Source organism: Rhodoferax sp. (assembly GCF_030646845.1).
GTDB lineage: Bacteria > Pseudomonadota > Gammaproteobacteria > Burkholderiales > Burkholderiaceae_C > Rhodoferax.
This window is the reverse complement of the sequence record NZ_JAUSLE010000047.1, coordinates 62376-78864: the sequence shown is the minus strand read 5'-3', so window position 1 is coordinate 78864 and position 16489 is coordinate 62376. Positions and strand designations below refer to the sequence as shown.

The 16489-nt window shown below is 60.1% G+C and carries 15 protein-coding genes and 1 tRNA gene; 11 read left to right on the top strand and 5 right to left on the bottom strand.

Annotation, left to right across the window (positions count from 1 at the left end; genetic code table 11):
* Positions 1 to 241: 241 nt before the first annotated feature.
* The 8 genes from Q7T10_RS10980 to soxB all read left to right on the top strand — a co-directional run bounded on the left by Q7T10_RS10980 (position 242) and on the right by soxB (position 7274).
* Entirely contained in the window at positions 242 to 529 is a 288-nt protein-coding gene (locus Q7T10_RS10980; protein WP_304748113.1) for a helix-turn-helix transcriptional regulator, read from the top strand.
* A 21-nt stretch (positions 530 to 550) separates the two neighbouring features.
* On the top strand, positions 551 to 1912 hold the full coding sequence (gene soxC / locus Q7T10_RS10975; RefSeq protein WP_304748111.1) for a sulfite dehydrogenase: 1362 nt from the start codon (positions 551 to 553) through the stop codon (positions 1910 to 1912).
* Positions 1896 to 3035, top strand: coding sequence for a c-type cytochrome (locus Q7T10_RS10970; RefSeq protein WP_304748109.1), 1140 nt, complete (start codon positions 1896 to 1898; stop codon positions 3033 to 3035). Before soxC ends, Q7T10_RS10970 begins: the two co-directional genes overlap by 17 nt.
* A 63-nt stretch (positions 3036 to 3098) precedes the next feature.
* Complete coding sequence (soxY, locus tag Q7T10_RS10965; RefSeq protein ID WP_304748107.1) at positions 3099 to 3557, top strand: thiosulfate oxidation carrier protein SoxY; 459 nt, start codon at positions 3099 to 3101, stop codon at positions 3555 to 3557.
* Between the two features lie 56 nt (positions 3558 to 3613).
* Positions 3614 to 3925 (top strand): thiosulfate oxidation carrier complex protein SoxZ, encoded by a 312-nt coding sequence (soxZ, locus tag Q7T10_RS10960; protein WP_304748105.1) that lies wholly within the window; start codon positions 3614 to 3616, stop codon positions 3923 to 3925.
* An 85-nt stretch (positions 3926 to 4010) separates the two neighbouring features.
* Positions 4011 to 4814, top strand: coding sequence for a sulfur oxidation c-type cytochrome SoxA (gene soxA, locus Q7T10_RS10955; protein ID WP_304748104.1), 804 nt, complete (start codon positions 4011 to 4013; stop codon positions 4812 to 4814).
* Positions 4815 to 4891: 77 nt separating this feature from the next.
* Positions 4892 to 5476 carry a sulfur oxidation c-type cytochrome SoxX gene (gene soxX, locus Q7T10_RS10950; protein ID WP_370653757.1) on the top strand — a complete coding sequence of 195 codons (585 nt, stop codon included), beginning with the start codon at positions 4892 to 4894 and terminating at the stop codon, positions 5474 to 5476.
* 64 nt (positions 5477 to 5540) lie between these two features.
* Positions 5541 to 7274, top strand: coding sequence for a thiosulfohydrolase SoxB (soxB, locus tag Q7T10_RS10945; RefSeq protein WP_304748102.1), 1734 nt, complete (start codon positions 5541 to 5543; stop codon positions 7272 to 7274).
* A 49-nt stretch (positions 7275 to 7323) separates the two neighbouring features.
* Here the strand turns inward: soxB and Q7T10_RS10940 are convergent, their stop codons facing one another.
* Both Q7T10_RS10940 and Q7T10_RS10935 read right to left on the bottom strand, forming a co-directional pair.
* Positions 7324 to 7860, bottom strand: coding sequence for a DsrE family protein (locus Q7T10_RS10940; protein WP_304748101.1), 537 nt, complete (start codon positions 7858 to 7860; stop codon positions 7324 to 7326).
* A gap of 72 nt (positions 7861 to 7932) precedes the next feature.
* Positions 7933 to 8085, bottom strand: coding sequence for a DUF3096 domain-containing protein (locus Q7T10_RS10935; RefSeq protein WP_304748099.1), 153 nt, complete (start codon positions 8083 to 8085; stop codon positions 7933 to 7935).
* A gap of 271 nt (positions 8086 to 8356) precedes the next feature.
* On the opposite strand from Q7T10_RS10935, the gene Q7T10_RS10930 reads away from it, so the two are divergent.
* From Q7T10_RS10930 to Q7T10_RS10920, 3 genes are all read left to right on the top strand, one after another.
* Positions 8357 to 8737: a DUF4398 domain-containing protein gene (locus tag Q7T10_RS10930; RefSeq protein WP_304748097.1), complete on the top strand. Its 381-nt coding sequence runs from the start codon at positions 8357 to 8359 to the stop codon at positions 8735 to 8737.
* A gap of 81 nt (positions 8738 to 8818) precedes the next feature.
* Positions 8819 to 9709: an OmpA family protein gene (locus tag Q7T10_RS10925; protein WP_304748095.1), complete on the top strand. Its 891-nt coding sequence runs from the start codon at positions 8819 to 8821 to the stop codon at positions 9707 to 9709.
* A gap of 192 nt (positions 9710 to 9901) precedes the next feature.
* Positions 9902 to 10555 carry a PEP-CTERM sorting domain-containing protein gene (locus Q7T10_RS10920; RefSeq protein WP_304748093.1) on the top strand — a complete coding sequence of 218 codons (654 nt, stop codon included), beginning with the start codon at positions 9902 to 9904 and terminating at the stop codon, positions 10553 to 10555.
* 164 nt (positions 10556 to 10719) lie between these two features.
* On the opposite strand, the gene Q7T10_RS10915 is transcribed toward Q7T10_RS10920, so the two are convergent.
* From Q7T10_RS10915 to Q7T10_RS10905, 3 genes are all read right to left on the bottom strand, one after another.
* Positions 10720 to 10794: transfer RNA gene (locus Q7T10_RS10915), tRNA-Arg, on the bottom strand.
* 41 nt (positions 10795 to 10835) lie between these two features.
* Positions 10836 to 14621, bottom strand: a complete 3786-nt coding sequence (locus Q7T10_RS10910; protein WP_304748090.1) for a translocation/assembly module TamB domain-containing protein — start codon at positions 14619 to 14621, stop codon at positions 10836 to 10838.
* Positions 14621 to 16489: an autotransporter assembly complex family protein gene (locus tag Q7T10_RS10905; RefSeq protein ID WP_304748088.1), complete on the bottom strand. Its 1869-nt coding sequence runs from the start codon at positions 16487 to 16489 to the stop codon at positions 14621 to 14623. The genes Q7T10_RS10910 and Q7T10_RS10905 overlap by 1 nt, the downstream gene beginning before the upstream one ends.

Genomic DNA, 16489 nt, shown 5'->3' with positions numbered 1-16489 from the left:
ATCTACACCCTCAACATGGACATGATGGTCAAGATGGGTCGCAAGCTGCCTTCGCCCTTGAAGGAGGAAGCCTGGAAAGTGCGTGAGACCATTTACATGATGATGGATCGCGCCGCAACGGGCGAGTTCTGATCGATTCATCTTTGACGGATCTTGGTGCAAACCCTTACTGCATTAATTCGTTTATTTGTTATATTAGAACTTGCGTATATACATATATTAAGAACTAAAGAATAGATGCGTGAAAGATACATCGTCACCAGTCTTTGAAAGAGCGGGGGAGTTGTTTGGAGTGCTTTCAACGCCCACTCGGTTGCGAATCATTTGCGCACTGTGTAGGGGCGAAAAAAATGTTTCCTATTTGCTGAATCAGATAGAGGTCTCGCAGCCCAATATGTCCCGGCACCTGAGCGTGCTGTATCGGGCGGGCGTGGTGGCAAAGCGGCAAAGCGGAGCGCAGGTGTTTTATCGAATTGCTGAAGAGTCAGTGGTGCTGGTACGTACGACGGTCTGTTCGCAGATCAAATGAACTCGTTAAAGGAGATTGTTGATGCAAGATGACTTGAGCTCGGGGAGGGTCCGCAAGGCCCCCGAAAGCTTTCTAAACCGGGACGGTATCAAGGCCGTTTTAACGGAGGCAAAAAATGGTCGACGCGATTTCATTCGTAGCGCATTTGCGGCGGCGGCGGGTGTTGCAATGCCTGCTGCGATGGCCCAGGGCAATCCGGTGCCTACCGAGGGCGGCGATCCTAATATTCTGAACTTGCCCGAGCATAGTAAGGCCCTGGGTCAGGGAGTTTCCCCTGATGGCAGCTACGGCAAGCCATCTAAATTTGAAGCCAATGTTCAGCGTCGCCAAAGCCCGGGGCTGACCCAGACCACGCAGGCCTCGGTGTCGTTTGCGCCGTTGCAATCGTTGTTCGGTATCGTGACACCCAGCGGTCTTCACTTCGAACGCCACCACCAGGGCTGGTGGGATATTGATCCCTCCAAGCATCGCTTCATGATCAACGGCATGGTGAAAGCGCCCAAGGTATTCACCCTGGACGAAATCATGCGCCTGCCTTCCGTGTCGCGCTTTCACTTCATCGAGTGTGGTGCCAACACGGCGGTGGAGTGGGGCAATGTGGCCGTGCCCACGGTCCAGTACACGCACGGCATGATTTCCTGCAGCGAGTTCACGGGTGTGCCGCTCATTACCTTGCTGGAACTGGCCGGTGCCGATCTGAAGAACGGCAAGTTTGTGCTGGCGGAAGGGGCTGACGGCTCTTCCATGACCCGTACCATCCCCATGAGCCTGATTAAATCTGGCGAAGTGTTTGTGGCGTATGGCCAGAACGGCGAAATGCTGCGCCCCGAGCAGGGTTATCCGCTGCGTCTGATCGTGCCCGGTGTGCAGGGCGTGAGCTGGGTGAAGTACCTGCGTCGCATTGAAGTGGGCGACATGCCCTATGCCACCAAGGACGAGGCGATTCACTACATTGATTTGCAGCCCGATGGGCTGCAGCGTCAGTACACCAGCATCCAGGAATGCAAGAGCGTGGTGACCACGCCCTCTGGCGGGCAGGTGTTGCTGGACAAGGGGTTCTACAACATCACCGGTCTGGCCTGGTCGGGCCGCGGCAAGGTGAAAAAAGTCGATGTGTCGGTCGATGGTGGTCGCAACTGGCGTACCGCGCGGCTGGAAACGCCTGTGTTGTCGAAGGCGCTGACGCGCTTCAACCTCGATTGGGTCTGGGACGGCAAGCCAGCCATCATCCAGAGCCGGGCTACGGACGATACCGGGTTTGTGCAACCCAACTACAAGCAGCTTCGGGCCGTGCGTGGCACGCGTTCGATCTATCACAACAACGCCATCCAGTCGTGGCTGGTGCAGGAAAACGGCGAGGTGAAAAATGTCCAGGTTTCGTAAAGCAGTGCTAGCCACTGCGCTGCTCGCAGTTGCAGGTTTCGCAAGCGCACAAACGGCCAGTCCATATCCGGGTGTCGGCCGCGCTGCCACACCCAAGGAAATCGCCGCATGGGATATCGATGTACGTCCTGACTTCAAGGGCCTGCCTGCAGGTTCCGGCACGGTGGCCAAGGGCCAGGATGTGTGGGAAAGCAAATGCTCGCACTGTCACGGTATCTTCGGTGAATCCGGTGAGGTGTTCAGTCCGCTGGTGGGCGGCGTAACGCCGGAGGACATCAAGAAGGGGCGCGTCGCGAACCTGATCAACCCGGCATATCCTGGTCGCACGACCTTGATGAAGGTCCCGACAGTGTCCACGTTGTGGGACTACATCAACCGTGCCATGCCATGGACGGCGCCGAAGTCGCTCACGACCGAAGAAGTCTATGCAGTGACGGCCTTTTTGTTGAACCTGGGCGGCATTGTTCCTGACAACTTCACCCTGTCTGACAAGAACATTCGTGAAGTGCAGGAGCGCATGCCCAACCGCAATGGCATGACGACCAAGCACAACATGTGGCCGGGCAATGAATTTGGTGGCGCCAAAAAATCGGACACCAGCAATGTGGCCTGCATGAAAGATTGTGCGCCAGAGCCGAAAGTGGCATCCTTCCTGCCTGACTTTGCCCGCAATGCGCACGGCAACCTGGCCGAGCAGAACCGGCCGGTGGGTGCCCAGCATGGTGTGGACACCACGCGCCCTGAAGTCAAGCGCACTGAGGTCAAGCAGGGTGTTGCCGAACCTGTGCCGGTTGCGGCCCCGGCAGCTCCCGCGCCAGCCGTTGCGCAGGCCAAGGCTGCCGTTGCTCCCAAGGCGGAGGCAGCAGGCGTGGACAACAAGGCAGCCCTGGCGTTGACGCAAAAGAACAATTGCACGGCTTGCCATGCGATTGAAAAAAAGATACTGGGCCCCAGTTTCATGGACATTGCCAAGAAGCACGCCGGCAAGGTGGACTATCTGGCGGGAAAAATCAAGTCGGGTGGATCAGGCGTATGGGGGCCCATCCCCATGCCGGCCCAGGCCTTGAGCGAAGCTGAAGCCAAAACCATCGGTGCCTGGCTGGCAGCAGGTGCAGGTAAATAGGGTAACTACGAATTCATTCGCAGCAATTTTTTCATTAGCATTGACTTAATTAAGGAGATTCACATGCAAACTCGTCGCGAGACACTCAAACACAGCGCCATCGTGGCTGGCCTGCTGGCATCCACGGGCCTGTTTCCCCAGTACGCTTTGGCCGCGTACAACAAGACGGCCTTCGAGGCCAAGAGCCTGGCCGACGTGCTGAAGGCGCTCGGCGCCGGCGCGCCGGTCGAAAGCAAGGACGTCACCATCGGCGGCCCCGACATTGCTGAAAACGGCGCCGTGGTGCCGCTGACCGCCAGCACGTCCCTGCCTGGCGTCAAGCAGATTCTGATTCTGGTCGAGAAGAACCCCGCGGCCTTGGTGGCCTTGTTCAACGTGACCGACAGCGTGGAAGCCAGTTTTGCCACGCGTTCGAAGATGGGCCAGTCGTCCGACGTGTATGCCGTGGCCGTGATGGCAGATGGCAAGGCTCTTTTTGCGAAAAAAGAAGTCAAGGTCACGCTCGGTGGTTGCGGCGGTTAATCCCCCCGTACCTCACTTTCCCCCAATTCAATCAATACTGATTCAGGAGTAGAAAAATGGCAGATCCAATGCGCATTCGCGCTCAAGTCGCTGGTGATAAAGCAACCGTCCGTGTCTTGATGAGCCACGAGATGGAGTCCGGGCAACGCAAGGACTCGGCGGGCAAACTCGTACCCGCCTGGTTTATCAATGAAGTGTCCGCCAGCCACAATGGCAAAGTTGTCATGACGGCAGAGTGGGGCCCCGCGGTTTCCAAGAACCCGTTCCTGCAGTTCGTCGTCAAGGGCGCCAAGGCCGGCGACAAGATCACCGTGACCTGGAAAGACAGCAAGGGCGAAACCCGTACCGACGAAGCAACCGCCTCCTGATCCGGGCGGCTTTCGTAAAAAAAGGGTGAGGCTTGCTTCACCCTTTTTTCTCCAGGGAGCCTTATAAAAACCATGAGGAGAGACTATGAAGATGACCAAAGCTGTTTCGTTTGTGGCACTGGGCTGCCTGGTAACCACTGTCGCGTTGGCGCAGAAGTCCGCTACCCAAAGCATTGACGAATACCGAGCCATGCTGCAGGACGGCAATCCGGCCGAGCTCTTTGAGGCCAAAGGTGAAGACCTGTGGAAGCAAAAGCGCGGTCCCAAAGGCGCCTCGCTGGAAAAATGCGATCTGGGCAAGGGAGCCGGCGTGGTCAAAGGCGTGTTTGTGGAACTTCCTCGCTACTTTGCCGATACCAACAAGGTGCAGGACCTGGAGTCGCGCCTTCTGACCTGCATGGAAACCCTGCAGGGCTTCAACGCCGCCGACATCGCCAAGACGCCGTTCGGCAAAGGCGAGCAGAACAACGTGACAGCGCTTGCCACCTGGATCTCCGCTGAGTCCAAAGGCATGAAATTCAATCTGTCCCAAGATCATGTTCAAGAAAAAACCATGTATGAAGTGGGCAAGCGGCTCTTTTTTGCACGAGGCGGCACTCATGACTTTGCCTGTGCCTCGTGCCATGGCGAAGACAACAAGCGCATTCGGTTGCAAGATCTTCCCAATCTGACGAAGAACCCCGGCGCCGGCAACGGCTTTGGCGCCTGGCCCGCCTACCGCGTATCCAATGGTCAGATGTGGGGCATGCAACTGCGCCTGAACGATTGTTACCGTCAGCAACGCTTCCCCTATCCCCTGTTTGGCAGCGACGCCACCATCGCGCTCGGTGTCTACATGGGTGTGAACGGCAAGGGCGGCGAATCCATTGCCCCGGCAATCAAGCGTTAAGGAGTGACCGCATCATGAAACCAATCATCAAATACCTCGCCCCCGCCTTTGCTGTTGTGCTGGCGGGCTGTGCCGTCATGCCCTCCGGCGTGGAGCTCGATAAGCTGGCGGCCGACATCACCAAGGCCTCGTTCCGTGACCAGGGACAAGCCAAGGTCGATCGACTGGTACAAGACGATACCAACCGTGAATGCAGTGCGGCAGACGTGGCTGGCAAGCCGATCGATGAGAAAGTGGCCAAAACCATTGAGGCCGCCAATCTGAAAACCATCAAGTGGCCCTCCGACGGTAAATTTCTGGGTGACTGGAAAGAAGGCGAAAAAATTGCCCAGAGCGGACGTGGCATGACCTGGAGCGATGCGGCCGGCTCCGAGAACGGTGGCAACTGCTACAACTGCCACCAGATCGACAAGAAGGAAATCTCCTTTGGCACCATCGGCCCCAGCCTGTACAACTACGGCAAGCTGCGCGGCGTCACCGATCCGGCCAGCCCGGCGTCCAAGGCCATGGTGGAATACACGTGGGGCAAGATCTGGAACTCCAAGGCCTACAACGCGTGTTCCAACATGCCGCGAGCCGGTCACGCGGGCATCTTGAACGAACAGCAGGTAAGGCACATCGTGGCCCTGTTGCTGGACCCGAAATCACCTGTAAATCAGTAATTCAACAAGACTCGGCACTGTTCCGGGTCTTTTTCTTTCCCATTAATTCACTGGTTGCTTAATTATGAATTTAACAAAACGCGAGTTCTTTCAGGTTCTTGGTGCAGGCACCATGGCTGGCATGGGGCTGGGCACTTATGCCGAGGCTGATGCCGCGACGGCCGCCAATGGTCTGTATGACATTCCGAAATTCGGATCGGTGTCGTTTCTGCACATGACTGACTGCCACGCGCAGCTCAAACCCATTCATTTCCGCGAACCCAGCATCAATATGGGCATTGGCTCGATGAGGGGCAATCTGCCTCACCTGGTCGGTGAGCATCTGCTTAAAGTGGCCAAGGTCCGTCCCGGCACGGCACAAGCCCATGCGCTGACTTATCTGGACTACGAAAAAGCAGCCCGCCGCTATGGCAAGGTCGGCGGCTTTGCGCACTTGGCCACCTTGGTCAAACGCATGAAGGCCAGTCGCCCTGGCGCGCTGCTGCTCGATGGCGGCGATACCTGGCAGGGTTCGGGCACGGCGCTGTGGACCAACGGCCAGGACATGGTCGATGCCTGCAAACTGCTGGGCGTGGACGTCATGACCGGCCACTGGGAATTCACGCTGGGCATGGACCGCGTGAAGGAAATCATCGAGAAGGACTTCAAGGGCAAGGTTGATTTCGTGGCGCAAAACGTCAAGACCAACGACTTCGGCGACCCGGTGTTCAAGCCTTATGTGATTCGCGAGATCAACGGCGTCCCTTGCGCCATCATCGGCCAGGCCTTTCCCTACACCCCGATTGCGAATCCGCGCTACATGGTGGCCGACTGGGCCTTTGGCATCCAGGACGACAACATGCAGAAGATGGTGGATGAAGTGCGCGGCAAGGGCGCGCAGGTCGTTGTCGTCCTGAGTCACAACGGCATGGACGTGGACCTGAAGATGGCCAGTCGTGTCAGCGGCATTGACGCCATCATGGGTGGTCATACGCATGACGGCATGCCGGTCGCCAGCATCGTCAACAACAAGGGCGGTCAGACCATCGTCACGAATGCAGGCTCGAACAGCAAGTTCCTTGGTGTGCTGGACTTCGACATCAAGGACCGCAAGGTCGCGGACTTTCGCTACAAGCTGCTGCCGGTGTTCGCCAACATGCTGCCGGCCGACATGGAGATGGACGCGCTCATCACCAAGATTCGCGGGCCGTATGAGGCCAAGCTGGCCGAGAAGCTCGCCATCACCGAAGGCACGCTGTATCGCCGCGGCAACTTCAACGGCACCGGCGACCAGTTGCTGGTGGATGCGCTGATGGACGTGCAGGGCGCCGACATCGCGTTCTCGCCCGGCTTCCGCTGGGGCACCACGCTGCTGCCTGGTCAGGCCATCACGCGCGAATGGCTGATGGACATGACCGCCACCACTTACTCCTACGCCACGGTGAGCGAGATGACGGGTGACACCATCAAGACCGTGCTCGAGGACGTGGCCGACAACCTGTTCAACCCTGATCCCTACTACCAGCAGGGCGGCGACATGGTGCGCGTGGGCGGCTTACAGTACAGCTGCAACCCGCTGGCCAGCATGGGCCGGCGTATTGACGACATGCGCCTGAATGGCAAGCCGATCGAAGCTGGCAAGAAATACAAGGTGGCGGGCTGGGCGCCGGTGGCGGAAGAAGCCAAGGGCGCGGGCAACCCGATGGTGTGGGATGTGGTGGAAACCTGGCTCAAGGCGCGCGGTGGCAAGGTGTCGGCACGCAAGCTCAATGCGCCGAAGATCACCGGTGGACTGCCCAACCCCGGCTACGCCGCTTGAGTTGACGGTTTGACGAACGAAAAAAACAGGGCCCTGAGCCCTGTTTTTTTTAGCGAATTTGTTCGATCGAGAACTTTTTGTCATGCACCTGTGGCGTGATCAGCGCATAGCCGCGGTTTTGCCAGTGCATCAGTTCGGTCAGGGCCGATGGGGTCACTTCCACGAAGTCGTACAGGTCATTCGCGGTGTACTGAAAATCCTGCAAGGCCAGGCCACACACCTTGAATTTCACGCCCATGCCGGCGTAGTAGCGCATTCGCTGCACCACTTCCTGGTAACGTTCCTCGTTCTTGCGCGCGAGGGTGACTATTTCGGTGCCGTGCATCAAGACCACGATGCTCATGTCTTCCGCAAACATGCTGTACGGCGCCTCGGTCAACGGGTTGACCAGGCCACGCAACCAGTACAGGGCCGACCCCAATTTCGCGGGATCATCCAGATAGATGTCAATCAGCGCCTTGGGGTTCTGGTAAGGCGTTTGTACCGACTTCGCTTGTGCCATGGCTGGCGCGCTGCTCATGCTGCCAAGCACGACGACGCCAGCGCACAGGCTGCACAGTAAATGACGAGGGGTGGGATATCGCACAGGTTTCTCCTTCAGGGTGAAGCCTGCAGCGCAGGCCATCGGCCAGCGCTATTTTCGTACAGTGTCGCTAGTTCATCGCAAGAAATTGCCGGACCCAAACAGACCGACCAGACCGACCACGATCAGATAGACGGCCACGATTGTCGAAAGCAGGCGCGGCATGACCAGGATCAGGATGCCAGCGAGCAGCGACACGATCGGGACGAGGTGCAGGGTGATGTTCATGAGGAGTCTCTTTTCGCAATAAATAGAAAGGGCCAATGCACGCTGCGCTTGGCCCGGCGATACAAGCGCTGAGCTTACAGGGCCTAGCCACCTTCATCTGTGCGTTGACGCACGGAATCTGATTTTCCTCCTCGTATGGCCACATTGCCGTGTGATTTAAAACATGGACTGAAGCTGCGTGCGTCAGCGTACAGACCCGGCCAGAACTACGGCCTATAACCTCACCTATCGAGGGTAATCCCACATTCGATGAACAGTTCTCTGGAGATAAATGATGACAAAAAACTCAAAACTGTGGTTCACAGTCCTGTGCGGCGCAGCCGTGGTTCTGACGGTCGGTTGCAGCAGCCTAAAGACGCCGGCCACGGCCGATGTCGCTGTTTCCAAAGCAGCGGTTGAAAACGCAGCCGGTGCAGGCGGTGCAGAGTTTGCGCCGGTCGAGATGAATTCCGCGCGTGAGAAGTTGGCTCTGGCCAACAAGGCGATGGCGGCCAAGGATTACAAGCTGGCTGTCGACCTGGCAAGCCAGGCCCAGGCGGATGCAAAACTGGCGCAAGGCAAGTCCAACTCGGCCAAGGCGCAAACGGCGGCAGATGCCCTGCAAGACGATATCCGGATCTTGCGTGAGGAACTGGACCGCGCCAACAAATAAGTCAGGCGCGAAAGCGACCCATCACCCGCAATTTCTGGCCGCGCTTGAATCTGGCGCGGCCGATACACCAAGGATTTCCCCATGAAAAAATATTACGCAACCCCCATCCTCCTGGCCATTGCCGCTCTCGTCGGCGCCTGCAGTTCCGGACCCGCCACCACCAGTTTGCTCGATCAGACGCGCAGCGATTACCGGATGGCTCAAAGCAACCCGAACGTTGCAAGCTATGCGTCGCTGGAAATGAAGCAAGCCAGCGATGCGCTGGCGCAGGCCAACGCAGCCGCCAGTGGCAATGACAGTGCTGAAAAAATTGACAAGCTGGCTTACCTCGCCAAGCAGAAGATCGCGCTGACGCAGGAAGTCGCGAAACAGAAATCGGCAGAGGCCGAAGTGGTCAGCGCCGGCAAGCAACGCGATCAGATTCGTCTGGATCAACGCACGACCGAAGCCGATCAAGCCAAGGCCAGTGCCGAAAAGTCCAAGATGGCAGCACAGGTAGCGCAGGGCGAGGTAGCCGATGCGCAGCGCAAGACGCAGGAAGCACAGGCGCGCGCCGCACAACTGGAAGCCCAGTTGGCCGATCTGGCCGCAAAAAAGACGGAGCGCGGCATGGTCATTACCCTGGGCGACGTACTGTTTGGCACCGACCTGGCACGCTTGAACGTGGAAGGCATGCGCACCGCGGAAAAGCTGGCCAATGTGCTGCAGAAGAATCCGCAGCGCACGGTGCTGGTTGAAGGCTTCACCGACAGCACCGGTACGGCCGCATACAACCAGGACTTGTCCGAGCGCCGCGCCACTGCCGTGCGGGGCGCCCTGCAGGAACTGGGCGTGGCGCGTGAGCGCGTCGCAATCCGCGGCTATGGCGAGACCTATCCGATCGCAGCCAACGACACCGCACAGAATCGCCAGTTGAACCGCCGGGTCGAGATCGTTCTCTCGGACGACACCGGCAAAATCTCGCCGCGTTGATCCTGGCCAAGAAACTCGCTACGCCAGGGGCGGGCGGGTTTTGAGATCAAACGCTCAGGCGAATGTCTTTGCCGAGCGTCGGAAATACTTACAGTTGGTAACCATATTGGTCCGTTCGTCTCGACTAATTTCAGTCTTTGTGCGATAGATCTTTGATTTAATTGGACTTTTAATTTTTTCTTCATGCGTGGCATGGCTATTGCGTTGTTGATAAATATCAACATTGATCCTTCAAAGGCCAACGAAATGAAAATGTCACTCACCCAGTCGTTCAAGCGCGCAGCCGTCGCGGTTTCCTTAGGCGTGGGCTTGACTGTGAGCGCGCACGCTGGTTTGGTCGGCGTGAAGACAATTGAAATTTCCAATGCCCTCAATCTTTGGCTTCAAGTTGCCGAAGTTCAAGCATTCAATATGTCAGCAGTCAATGTGGCACTCGCAACGCAGGGTGCCAGTGCATTTGCGCCAGACTCCTGGAGCGCATCGTCACAGGCGCCTAAAGCAATCGATGGCAACACATCCGGCATTTTCGGTGTGAGCATGTACCATTCCCTGAATACGAGTGCATCTGCTTTGCTGACCATCACATTGGCGTCCATTCAAGAGCTGGATTCTTTTCAAATTTACGGTCGGACAGATTGCTGCTCCACGCGCGACATCTATGATGTCGTGTTCAAGGATGCCCAGGGAGTCATGCTTTACTCTGCGAACGATCTGAACGCAACGGGCTCGCTTCACATGGCCAGCCTCAGTTTGCCAAATACGCAAACGGTTCCCGAACCAGCATCCATTGCCCTGCTTGGACTTGGGTTGCTAGGGGTTGCGGGTTTGCGTCGCCGCAAGAATTGAATTGATTCGCAAAGACACGAGCCTCGCACTTGCGGGGCTTTTTTGTTTGTGCGAGACGTGTTCCAACTTCCACTTTGAGTAGCGCCGCTGCTCCCGCCGTGCCCTATGCGCCGTGAGTAGCGTGCGGGTTTTGCTGGGACTTGAGACTGTCCGATTCCATTGAATGGTCCCCTCGACAGGAATCGAACCTGTATCTAGCGCTTAGGAGGCACTCGTTCTATCCATTGAACTACGAGGAGGAGCGGGGATTGTAGGGCCACGCTGTTGCCCAGCCGGGCGCTCAGTCGTACGGTACCGTGAAAATCAGGTCGATCGAGCTTTGCTCTCCGGTCTGCGCGCGCAGAGTGAAGCGCCGCGACAGCTCGTAGAAGATATAGACGGTGCCCAGCGTACCGGCCATGCTTCGCTCATAGGCGACATAGAAGTCGCGCGACAGTCGTTTGCCCAGCGTGACGGCCGCGCCGGTGGTGGTGCCATCGGCGTTGCTGGCTGATCCGCGCAAAGACAGCTCATCCAGCCCCAGTGCCTGGCTCAAGCCGCCAGACAGACCCCGCCCGTTGCCACCCAGCAGGGCCATCGCCGCTTGTTGCAGCACGGCCGCCTCGGCGCCCCCGTTGGCGGCAGAGCGGCCCAATACCAGCCAGGCCAGTTTCTCAGCTTCAGGCAGGTCGGGTTCGGCGTAAAGACGCACGCGGGGTGACAACGCCGTGCCGCTGATCTGCACACCCACACGCACGGTCAAATTGGGTCGTATCGCCAGGATGTCGAGCGCCGGGTTGTCGTAAGGACCGGTGAAGCGCAGCACGCCTTCCTCAATGTCGAGTTGCTGGCCATAGGCCTTATAGGTGCCACGCACCGTGCTGACGGTTCCGGTAAGACGTGGGCCACTGCTGGTGGTGGCAGAACTGACGAGATTGAGCGTGCCCGCCAGGCGGGTGGCAAGGCCACGGCCCTGCACCTGAAAGTCGGGCCCCATGTCCAGCGTGATGGCGACATCGGGCACGATGCGGATACTCTTCGAAGCCGGTGAGGTCGTTGCACTCTGGCTGGGCGTTGGTGCTGGTTTTCCGGCCGATGATTTGACCACCACGTCATGACCCAGGCTCGGGGCATTTTCATCGGGCAGGATGAACAGTGCCTGATCGGCCTTGAGTGCACCGCGTATTTCCAGTCTGGCATCCAGCAGTTTGGCCTGAAGATTTCCCGAGACTGCCAGACGCCGGTCGGCACGGGCCGTCACGCGCAGGGCTTGCGCCTGCGCATCCAGTTCGATATGGATTCTGGACAGACCCGACGTCGCTACCGTGCCAGCCGGCAACCATTGTGCGAATCCCTTTGCACTCAACACGCCGCCACTGCCGCCACCTCCCGTGGCGCCCTGCAAGCTGAACTCACGGATGTCAAGGCGCTGCCCGGCGAGCGTGGTCCGCAGTCTGCCGTTGCTGAATTCAATGCCGTCGGCGATGGAACGCAACGCCAGGCCGTCGGCATTCAGCGTGCCACCCCACTGCGGCGCGGCGCGCGTGCCGGCCAGCGCAATGTTGGCGTCCAACGTGCCCCGAATGCGCCAGCCGGGCGGCGCCAGTACGGACCAGACGCCCAGTTGCGGCAACTGGGCCCGCAACGAGCCGGTCAGTGGCGCATCGACAGGCCAACGCCATCCTTCAGCGCCGCTGGAAATTCTGGTGCTGAATTCGCCTTGGGCCAGACCCGCCCGCTCGCTGTCCCAGCGCAAGCTGGCACGCAGCGCGTCGCCGTCCGCTTTCAAAGTGAGGCGCGCGTCCCTGACGCCCGCACTCACACTCGTGCCGGCTTCACCTTCCGTTTGCACGCTGATATCCCCACTGCGGCGCACCAGCGAAGCGGTCGCTTTGAGTGTGTTCGCCGCCAGCACATCCCAATCGCCATCAAAAATCAGATCACCGCGCAGCCCCCGATTGGCCACCTGGGCGCTGCCAAGCATTTCAAGCCATCCCATGGGCACGCCCAGCAGTTGCCCTTGGGTTTTAAGCTCATGGCGAGCCCCGAGGCGGCTCCAGCGAATGGGTCGCCAGGTGAGGGTGGCCGAACCCGGGACCGGTCCCGTCAGGTCGGCTTCACCCGCGGTGGTTTCCAGCACGCTGCCCGTTGGCGTGCTTTTCCAGTTGACAGTGATCGCCTGGCGGTTTTGAATGGCCCAGGTGCCCGGTTCCAGGCTGCTCAGCGCCTGCAGCCGCACTGAACTGATCACGGCTTGCCAGGTGCTGCCGCTACCGCGTCCGCCTGTCGCCTGCGCTTGCAGCGTGAAACGGCGCGTACCGGGCTGCGGTTGCGCGTCAACCTGCTGCACGACAAGAGCGCTCAAGCTGCTGCGTACGATCAGGTCCGGACTTTGCCAACCCCCTGCCCACGTTCCGGCGAGATCACCGTTGCCCTGGATGACCTTGCCTCCAAGCAGTCCGGACGCACCGGGGAGTGTCCCCAGCCAGCGCGAGGCTTTGGCGGCATCCGTTACGTGCAGGCTCAATTCGCCGCTGCCGGCACGCGCACTCATGTGCCCATGAATCTGCGCCTGGCCGCCTGGTAGCGTCAACTGCAACTGGCCTTGCGAGGCCTTGCTGGGAAGCTGCACTTCCATCTGGCCTTGCAGCAGGGCGTCGCTGGTTTGCACCTGCAGCGTCTGCACGCTCAAGGTTCCGTCCACCCACCGCCCTTTGGCGGATGCGTTCTTCAGGGACAGACCGCGGAGCCGCGATGCATCGGGTTGTTTGGCAGAGGGTTGAAGCTGGATGTCGAACTCGATCGCCTGCTGCACGGTGCTGGCGTTGAGTTTCCCGTCAATGCGCGCCGCCGCCAGTTGGGTGTGCAGCGCGGCCGGGTTGATGTTCTGCAGCGTTGCATGCCCCTGCCAGCCTGAGATGGCGGCGGTTTGCGCAGCGCCGGCACGGTTGGCGGTCAGCCCGCCTTGTACTGCCACGCGCCCGCCCCCGACGTCGGCGGTGAGTGATTGAACACGCCACTGCCCGGCACTGAAACTGACGCGCGCCTGGGCGTTGGCGACGGGCAGGCGATCCAGATTCCACGGCCCAGTCAGACCGTTGGTAAGGCTGCCTTGCGCTTGCCAGGCTGCATTTGTTCGCGCTGTCTGGGGCGCCGCGTCGGGCTGAATCTCTGCGCTGCCCGTGAGCAGGGTCTGCGGAGCCTGGGGCCACAAGGCGGCCAGGTTCAGGCTGCTGAACGTGGCGTCGCCCCTGGCGATGGGCTGGGCCGCCCAGGGGTTGATGCGGGCCGCCAGCGTGGCCTGCATTGGTGGTGCGGCCCTGGCGGCAATGCGGGGGGCAAGCGCGGGCTTGGCAGGCACAGCAGGACGCACCATGGCCTGCAGTTCCAGCAGTGCCTGGGGCCCCGCCAGATTGCCCTGTACGGAGGCTGTGGCGGCCAGAGGCAGGGGCTGTGTGCTGCCGGGCACGGGCGCTTGCACATTGCCTTGCAACTGGGCATCGAGTGTCATGGGCGCGCGTGCCAGCAGGCTGGCCTGGGCCTGGTATTGACCGGTCGCAAGCTGGGCAGCGTCGAGCCGCAGTACATGGCGCGTTCCCTCAAACTGATAGCGGCCCGACAGGCCGGTGGCCTGCGCGGCGGGCGGGCCAGCCCAGCGCAGGGCGTCGACTGCAAATGTCAGATCAACCTGAAACGGCAGCATCAGGTTGTCCAATGGTGCGGAGCCGGTCGTCGAACCCGTTTTTTCAACGCTGAGTTGCGCTATGCGCAGCGTATCCAGCTGCAGCCGGCGGTCCAGCAGCGCCCTCGGTTGCCAGTCCAGTTCGATCTGGTGGGCCTCCACCACCCAACCGTCCTTCTCCCAGCGCAGCATGCCGATGTGACCACCCTTGCGCAGGGTGCCGCGCACGTCCTCGGCCACCAGCACCTGCCCGGCAGGCAAGTAACGCGATGCCTGTTGCAACGCAGTCGCCAGCGAGGTGTCGTTGCCAGTCCAGACCCACAAGGCAATGAGCAGGGCAGCCACCGCCAGCGCCAGTGCCGCCAGTACGCCGATGAGCCAGTTGAAGATGGTGCGCGGCCTCATCAGAAGGTGAACCCCACGCTCAGGTGCAGACGCACTTTTCTTACTTCGACCCCGTAGGCCAGGTCAATTTGCAGTGGCCCCACCGGGCTCTTCCAGCGCACGCCTGCGCCCACGCCCACCTGGGCGCGCAGCGCCGAGGGCTTGTCGGCCACGGCCCCGGCATCGAGAAAAACAGTGCTCTCCCAATCGGTCAGCTTGTCGTTCACAACAATGGGGCGTTGCCACTCCACGCTGCCGGCGGCCAGGTAACGACCGGCGGCGATCTCGCCATTGGCCAGTTCCTTGCCAATGCTGCGGTAGGCGTAACCGCGCACGGTGGTATCACCACCTGTGAGGAAAAGCTGCGTGCTGGGCAGTTCTGCGCCCGTTCGAGCCAGCACCATGCCACCCTCTGCGCGCACTGCGATGCGGCCTGCGCGGCTGGAGCTGCGTGTCCCTGCCTGCCTCCTCGCCAGTGGCCACAAGCCCAGCCATCGCCCCTGAGCGCGAAAAAAAGGTTCTCGGTTGCTGCCCAGTGTGGTGCCGCCGCCAAGCTCTGCCCCGAGGCCATAGCCACTGGACGGAAAGGGCAAGCTGTCGAAGTTGCGCAGGGTCCATGCGTAGTTGGCGCTGAGCGCGTTGGCCGTGGTCGACGCGCTGCCGCCTGCAGTTTCGGCGCGGTCATATTGCAGGTAGTAGTTGCGGTCAATCCGCTCGCCCGCCTGTGTGCGACCCGCCCGGTAGCGCTGGCTGTTCACGTCGGAACTACCGGATACCTGACTTTGGAACAAGGCCGAAGTCACCCAGCGCCAGCCTGCTTCATCCGGTGGCGCGGTCAACTCTGTGCCCAGAGACCGGGTTTCGCGGTCCAGTGAGAGTTTTGACGCGGCGCGCCAGCCAATGCCCGGTACTTTGTTGTGCGTGTGCTCCATTGACAGCCGTGCCCCGCCGTCGGTGCTGCCGCCGACACCCAGCACGATTTTTTGCAGTTTGGCTTCGCGCAGTTGCACCAGCACGGGCGCGGCCATCGGGTCGCCCGCAGTGTCAAGCGAAATAAACACGGCGTCGAAGAACCCACTGTCGGTCAGGCGCTGCTGCGCCTCCAGCATCAGGTTTTGACTGTAGTCTGTACCCGGATTCAAACGGGCCAGATGGGTGACAAGTTCCGTGTCATAGCGCTGGGTGCCGCTGATCTGCACAGGCCCCAGGCGGTAGGCTGGACCGGAGTCCAGCGTGAGGCTCAGTCGAGCGGTCTTGGTATCCGGGTCAATTTCTGATTGGCTGGAAACGATGGCGCCAATCGGGTAACGCTGGGCGGTCAGCAGCCGCAGCGCCCGTGTTTTTGCGCCGTCCCAATCGGCCTGGGTGAACGTCATGCCACGACGCAAGGCCCACGTTTCGCGGATGGCCTCACGCTGCTCCCGCGCTGCATCATCCTGCGAAATCGGGCCGACGAACTCGATGCTGACATCGCTGATTTTGACGGACTCGCCAGGCTGCACCTTGATCACGACGTGCCGCGCCGCCTTGGGGTTTTGCGGCGTGTCAAGCGCGAGCAAGCGGATCTCGGGCGAGAAATAGCCCAGCGTGCCCAGCAGATCCTGCAGGTTGCGCTCGGCAGCGGTCAATAGTCGCGCCAATTCAGTGGCGTCGAGATCGATCAACTCGCGGTAGCGTTGCAGCTCAATATGACGCTGCAGGTAGTCTTGCACCCCGGACGGCGCCTGGATCTCGATGTCAAAGGCCAGGCGTTGGGAAGAGGGCGCCGTGGCCGCGCCGGTGTCCGGCGTTTGAGCGTGCAAGGCGCCCGCCCATCCGATCATCAAAACAAGCCATGCTGACCAGAGGAGCAGCTTTTGTCTCAGCTTGATGTTTCGTCGGTCGGGCAT

What these genes read in the sequence shown, in the direction of transcription:
- soxC (WP_304748111.1), top strand. Translation starts at nt 551, where the DNA reads ATGCAAGATGACTTGAGCTCGGGGAGGGTCCGCAAGGCCCCCGAAAGC.
- Q7T10_RS10970 (WP_304748109.1), top strand. Translation starts at nt 1,896, where the DNA reads ATGTCCAGGTTTCGTAAAGCAGTGCTAGCCACTGCGCTGCTCGCAGTT.
- soxY (WP_304748107.1), top strand. Translation starts at nt 3,099, where the DNA reads ATGCAAACTCGTCGCGAGACACTCAAACACAGCGCCATCGTGGCTGGC.
- soxZ (WP_304748105.1), top strand. Translation starts at nt 3,614, where the DNA reads ATGGCAGATCCAATGCGCATTCGCGCTCAAGTCGCTGGTGATAAAGCA.
- soxA (WP_304748104.1), top strand. Translation starts at nt 4,011, where the DNA reads ATGAAGATGACCAAAGCTGTTTCGTTTGTGGCACTGGGCTGCCTGGTA.
- soxX (WP_370653757.1), top strand. Translation starts at nt 4,892, where the DNA reads ATGCCCTCCGGCGTGGAGCTCGATAAGCTGGCGGCCGACATCACCAAG.
- soxB (WP_304748102.1), top strand. Translation starts at nt 5,541, where the DNA reads ATGAATTTAACAAAACGCGAGTTCTTTCAGGTTCTTGGTGCAGGCACC.
- Q7T10_RS10935 (WP_304748099.1), bottom strand. Translation starts at nt 8,085, where the DNA reads ATGAACATCACCCTGCACCTCGTCCCGATCGTGTCGCTGCTCGCTGGC.
- Q7T10_RS10930 (WP_304748097.1), top strand. Translation starts at nt 8,357, where the DNA reads ATGATGACAAAAAACTCAAAACTGTGGTTCACAGTCCTGTGCGGCGCA.
- Q7T10_RS10925 (WP_304748095.1), top strand. Translation starts at nt 8,819, where the DNA reads ATGAAAAAATATTACGCAACCCCCATCCTCCTGGCCATTGCCGCTCTC.
- Q7T10_RS10920 (WP_304748093.1), top strand. Translation starts at nt 9,902, where the DNA reads ATGGCTATTGCGTTGTTGATAAATATCAACATTGATCCTTCAAAGGCC.
- Q7T10_RS10910 (WP_304748090.1), bottom strand. Translation starts at nt 14,621, where the DNA reads ATGAGGCCGCGCACCATCTTCAACTGGCTCATCGGCGTACTGGCGGCA.
- Q7T10_RS10905 (WP_304748088.1), bottom strand. Translation starts at nt 16,489, where the DNA reads ATGCCCGACCGACGAAACATCAAGCTGAGACAAAAGCTGCTCCTCTGG.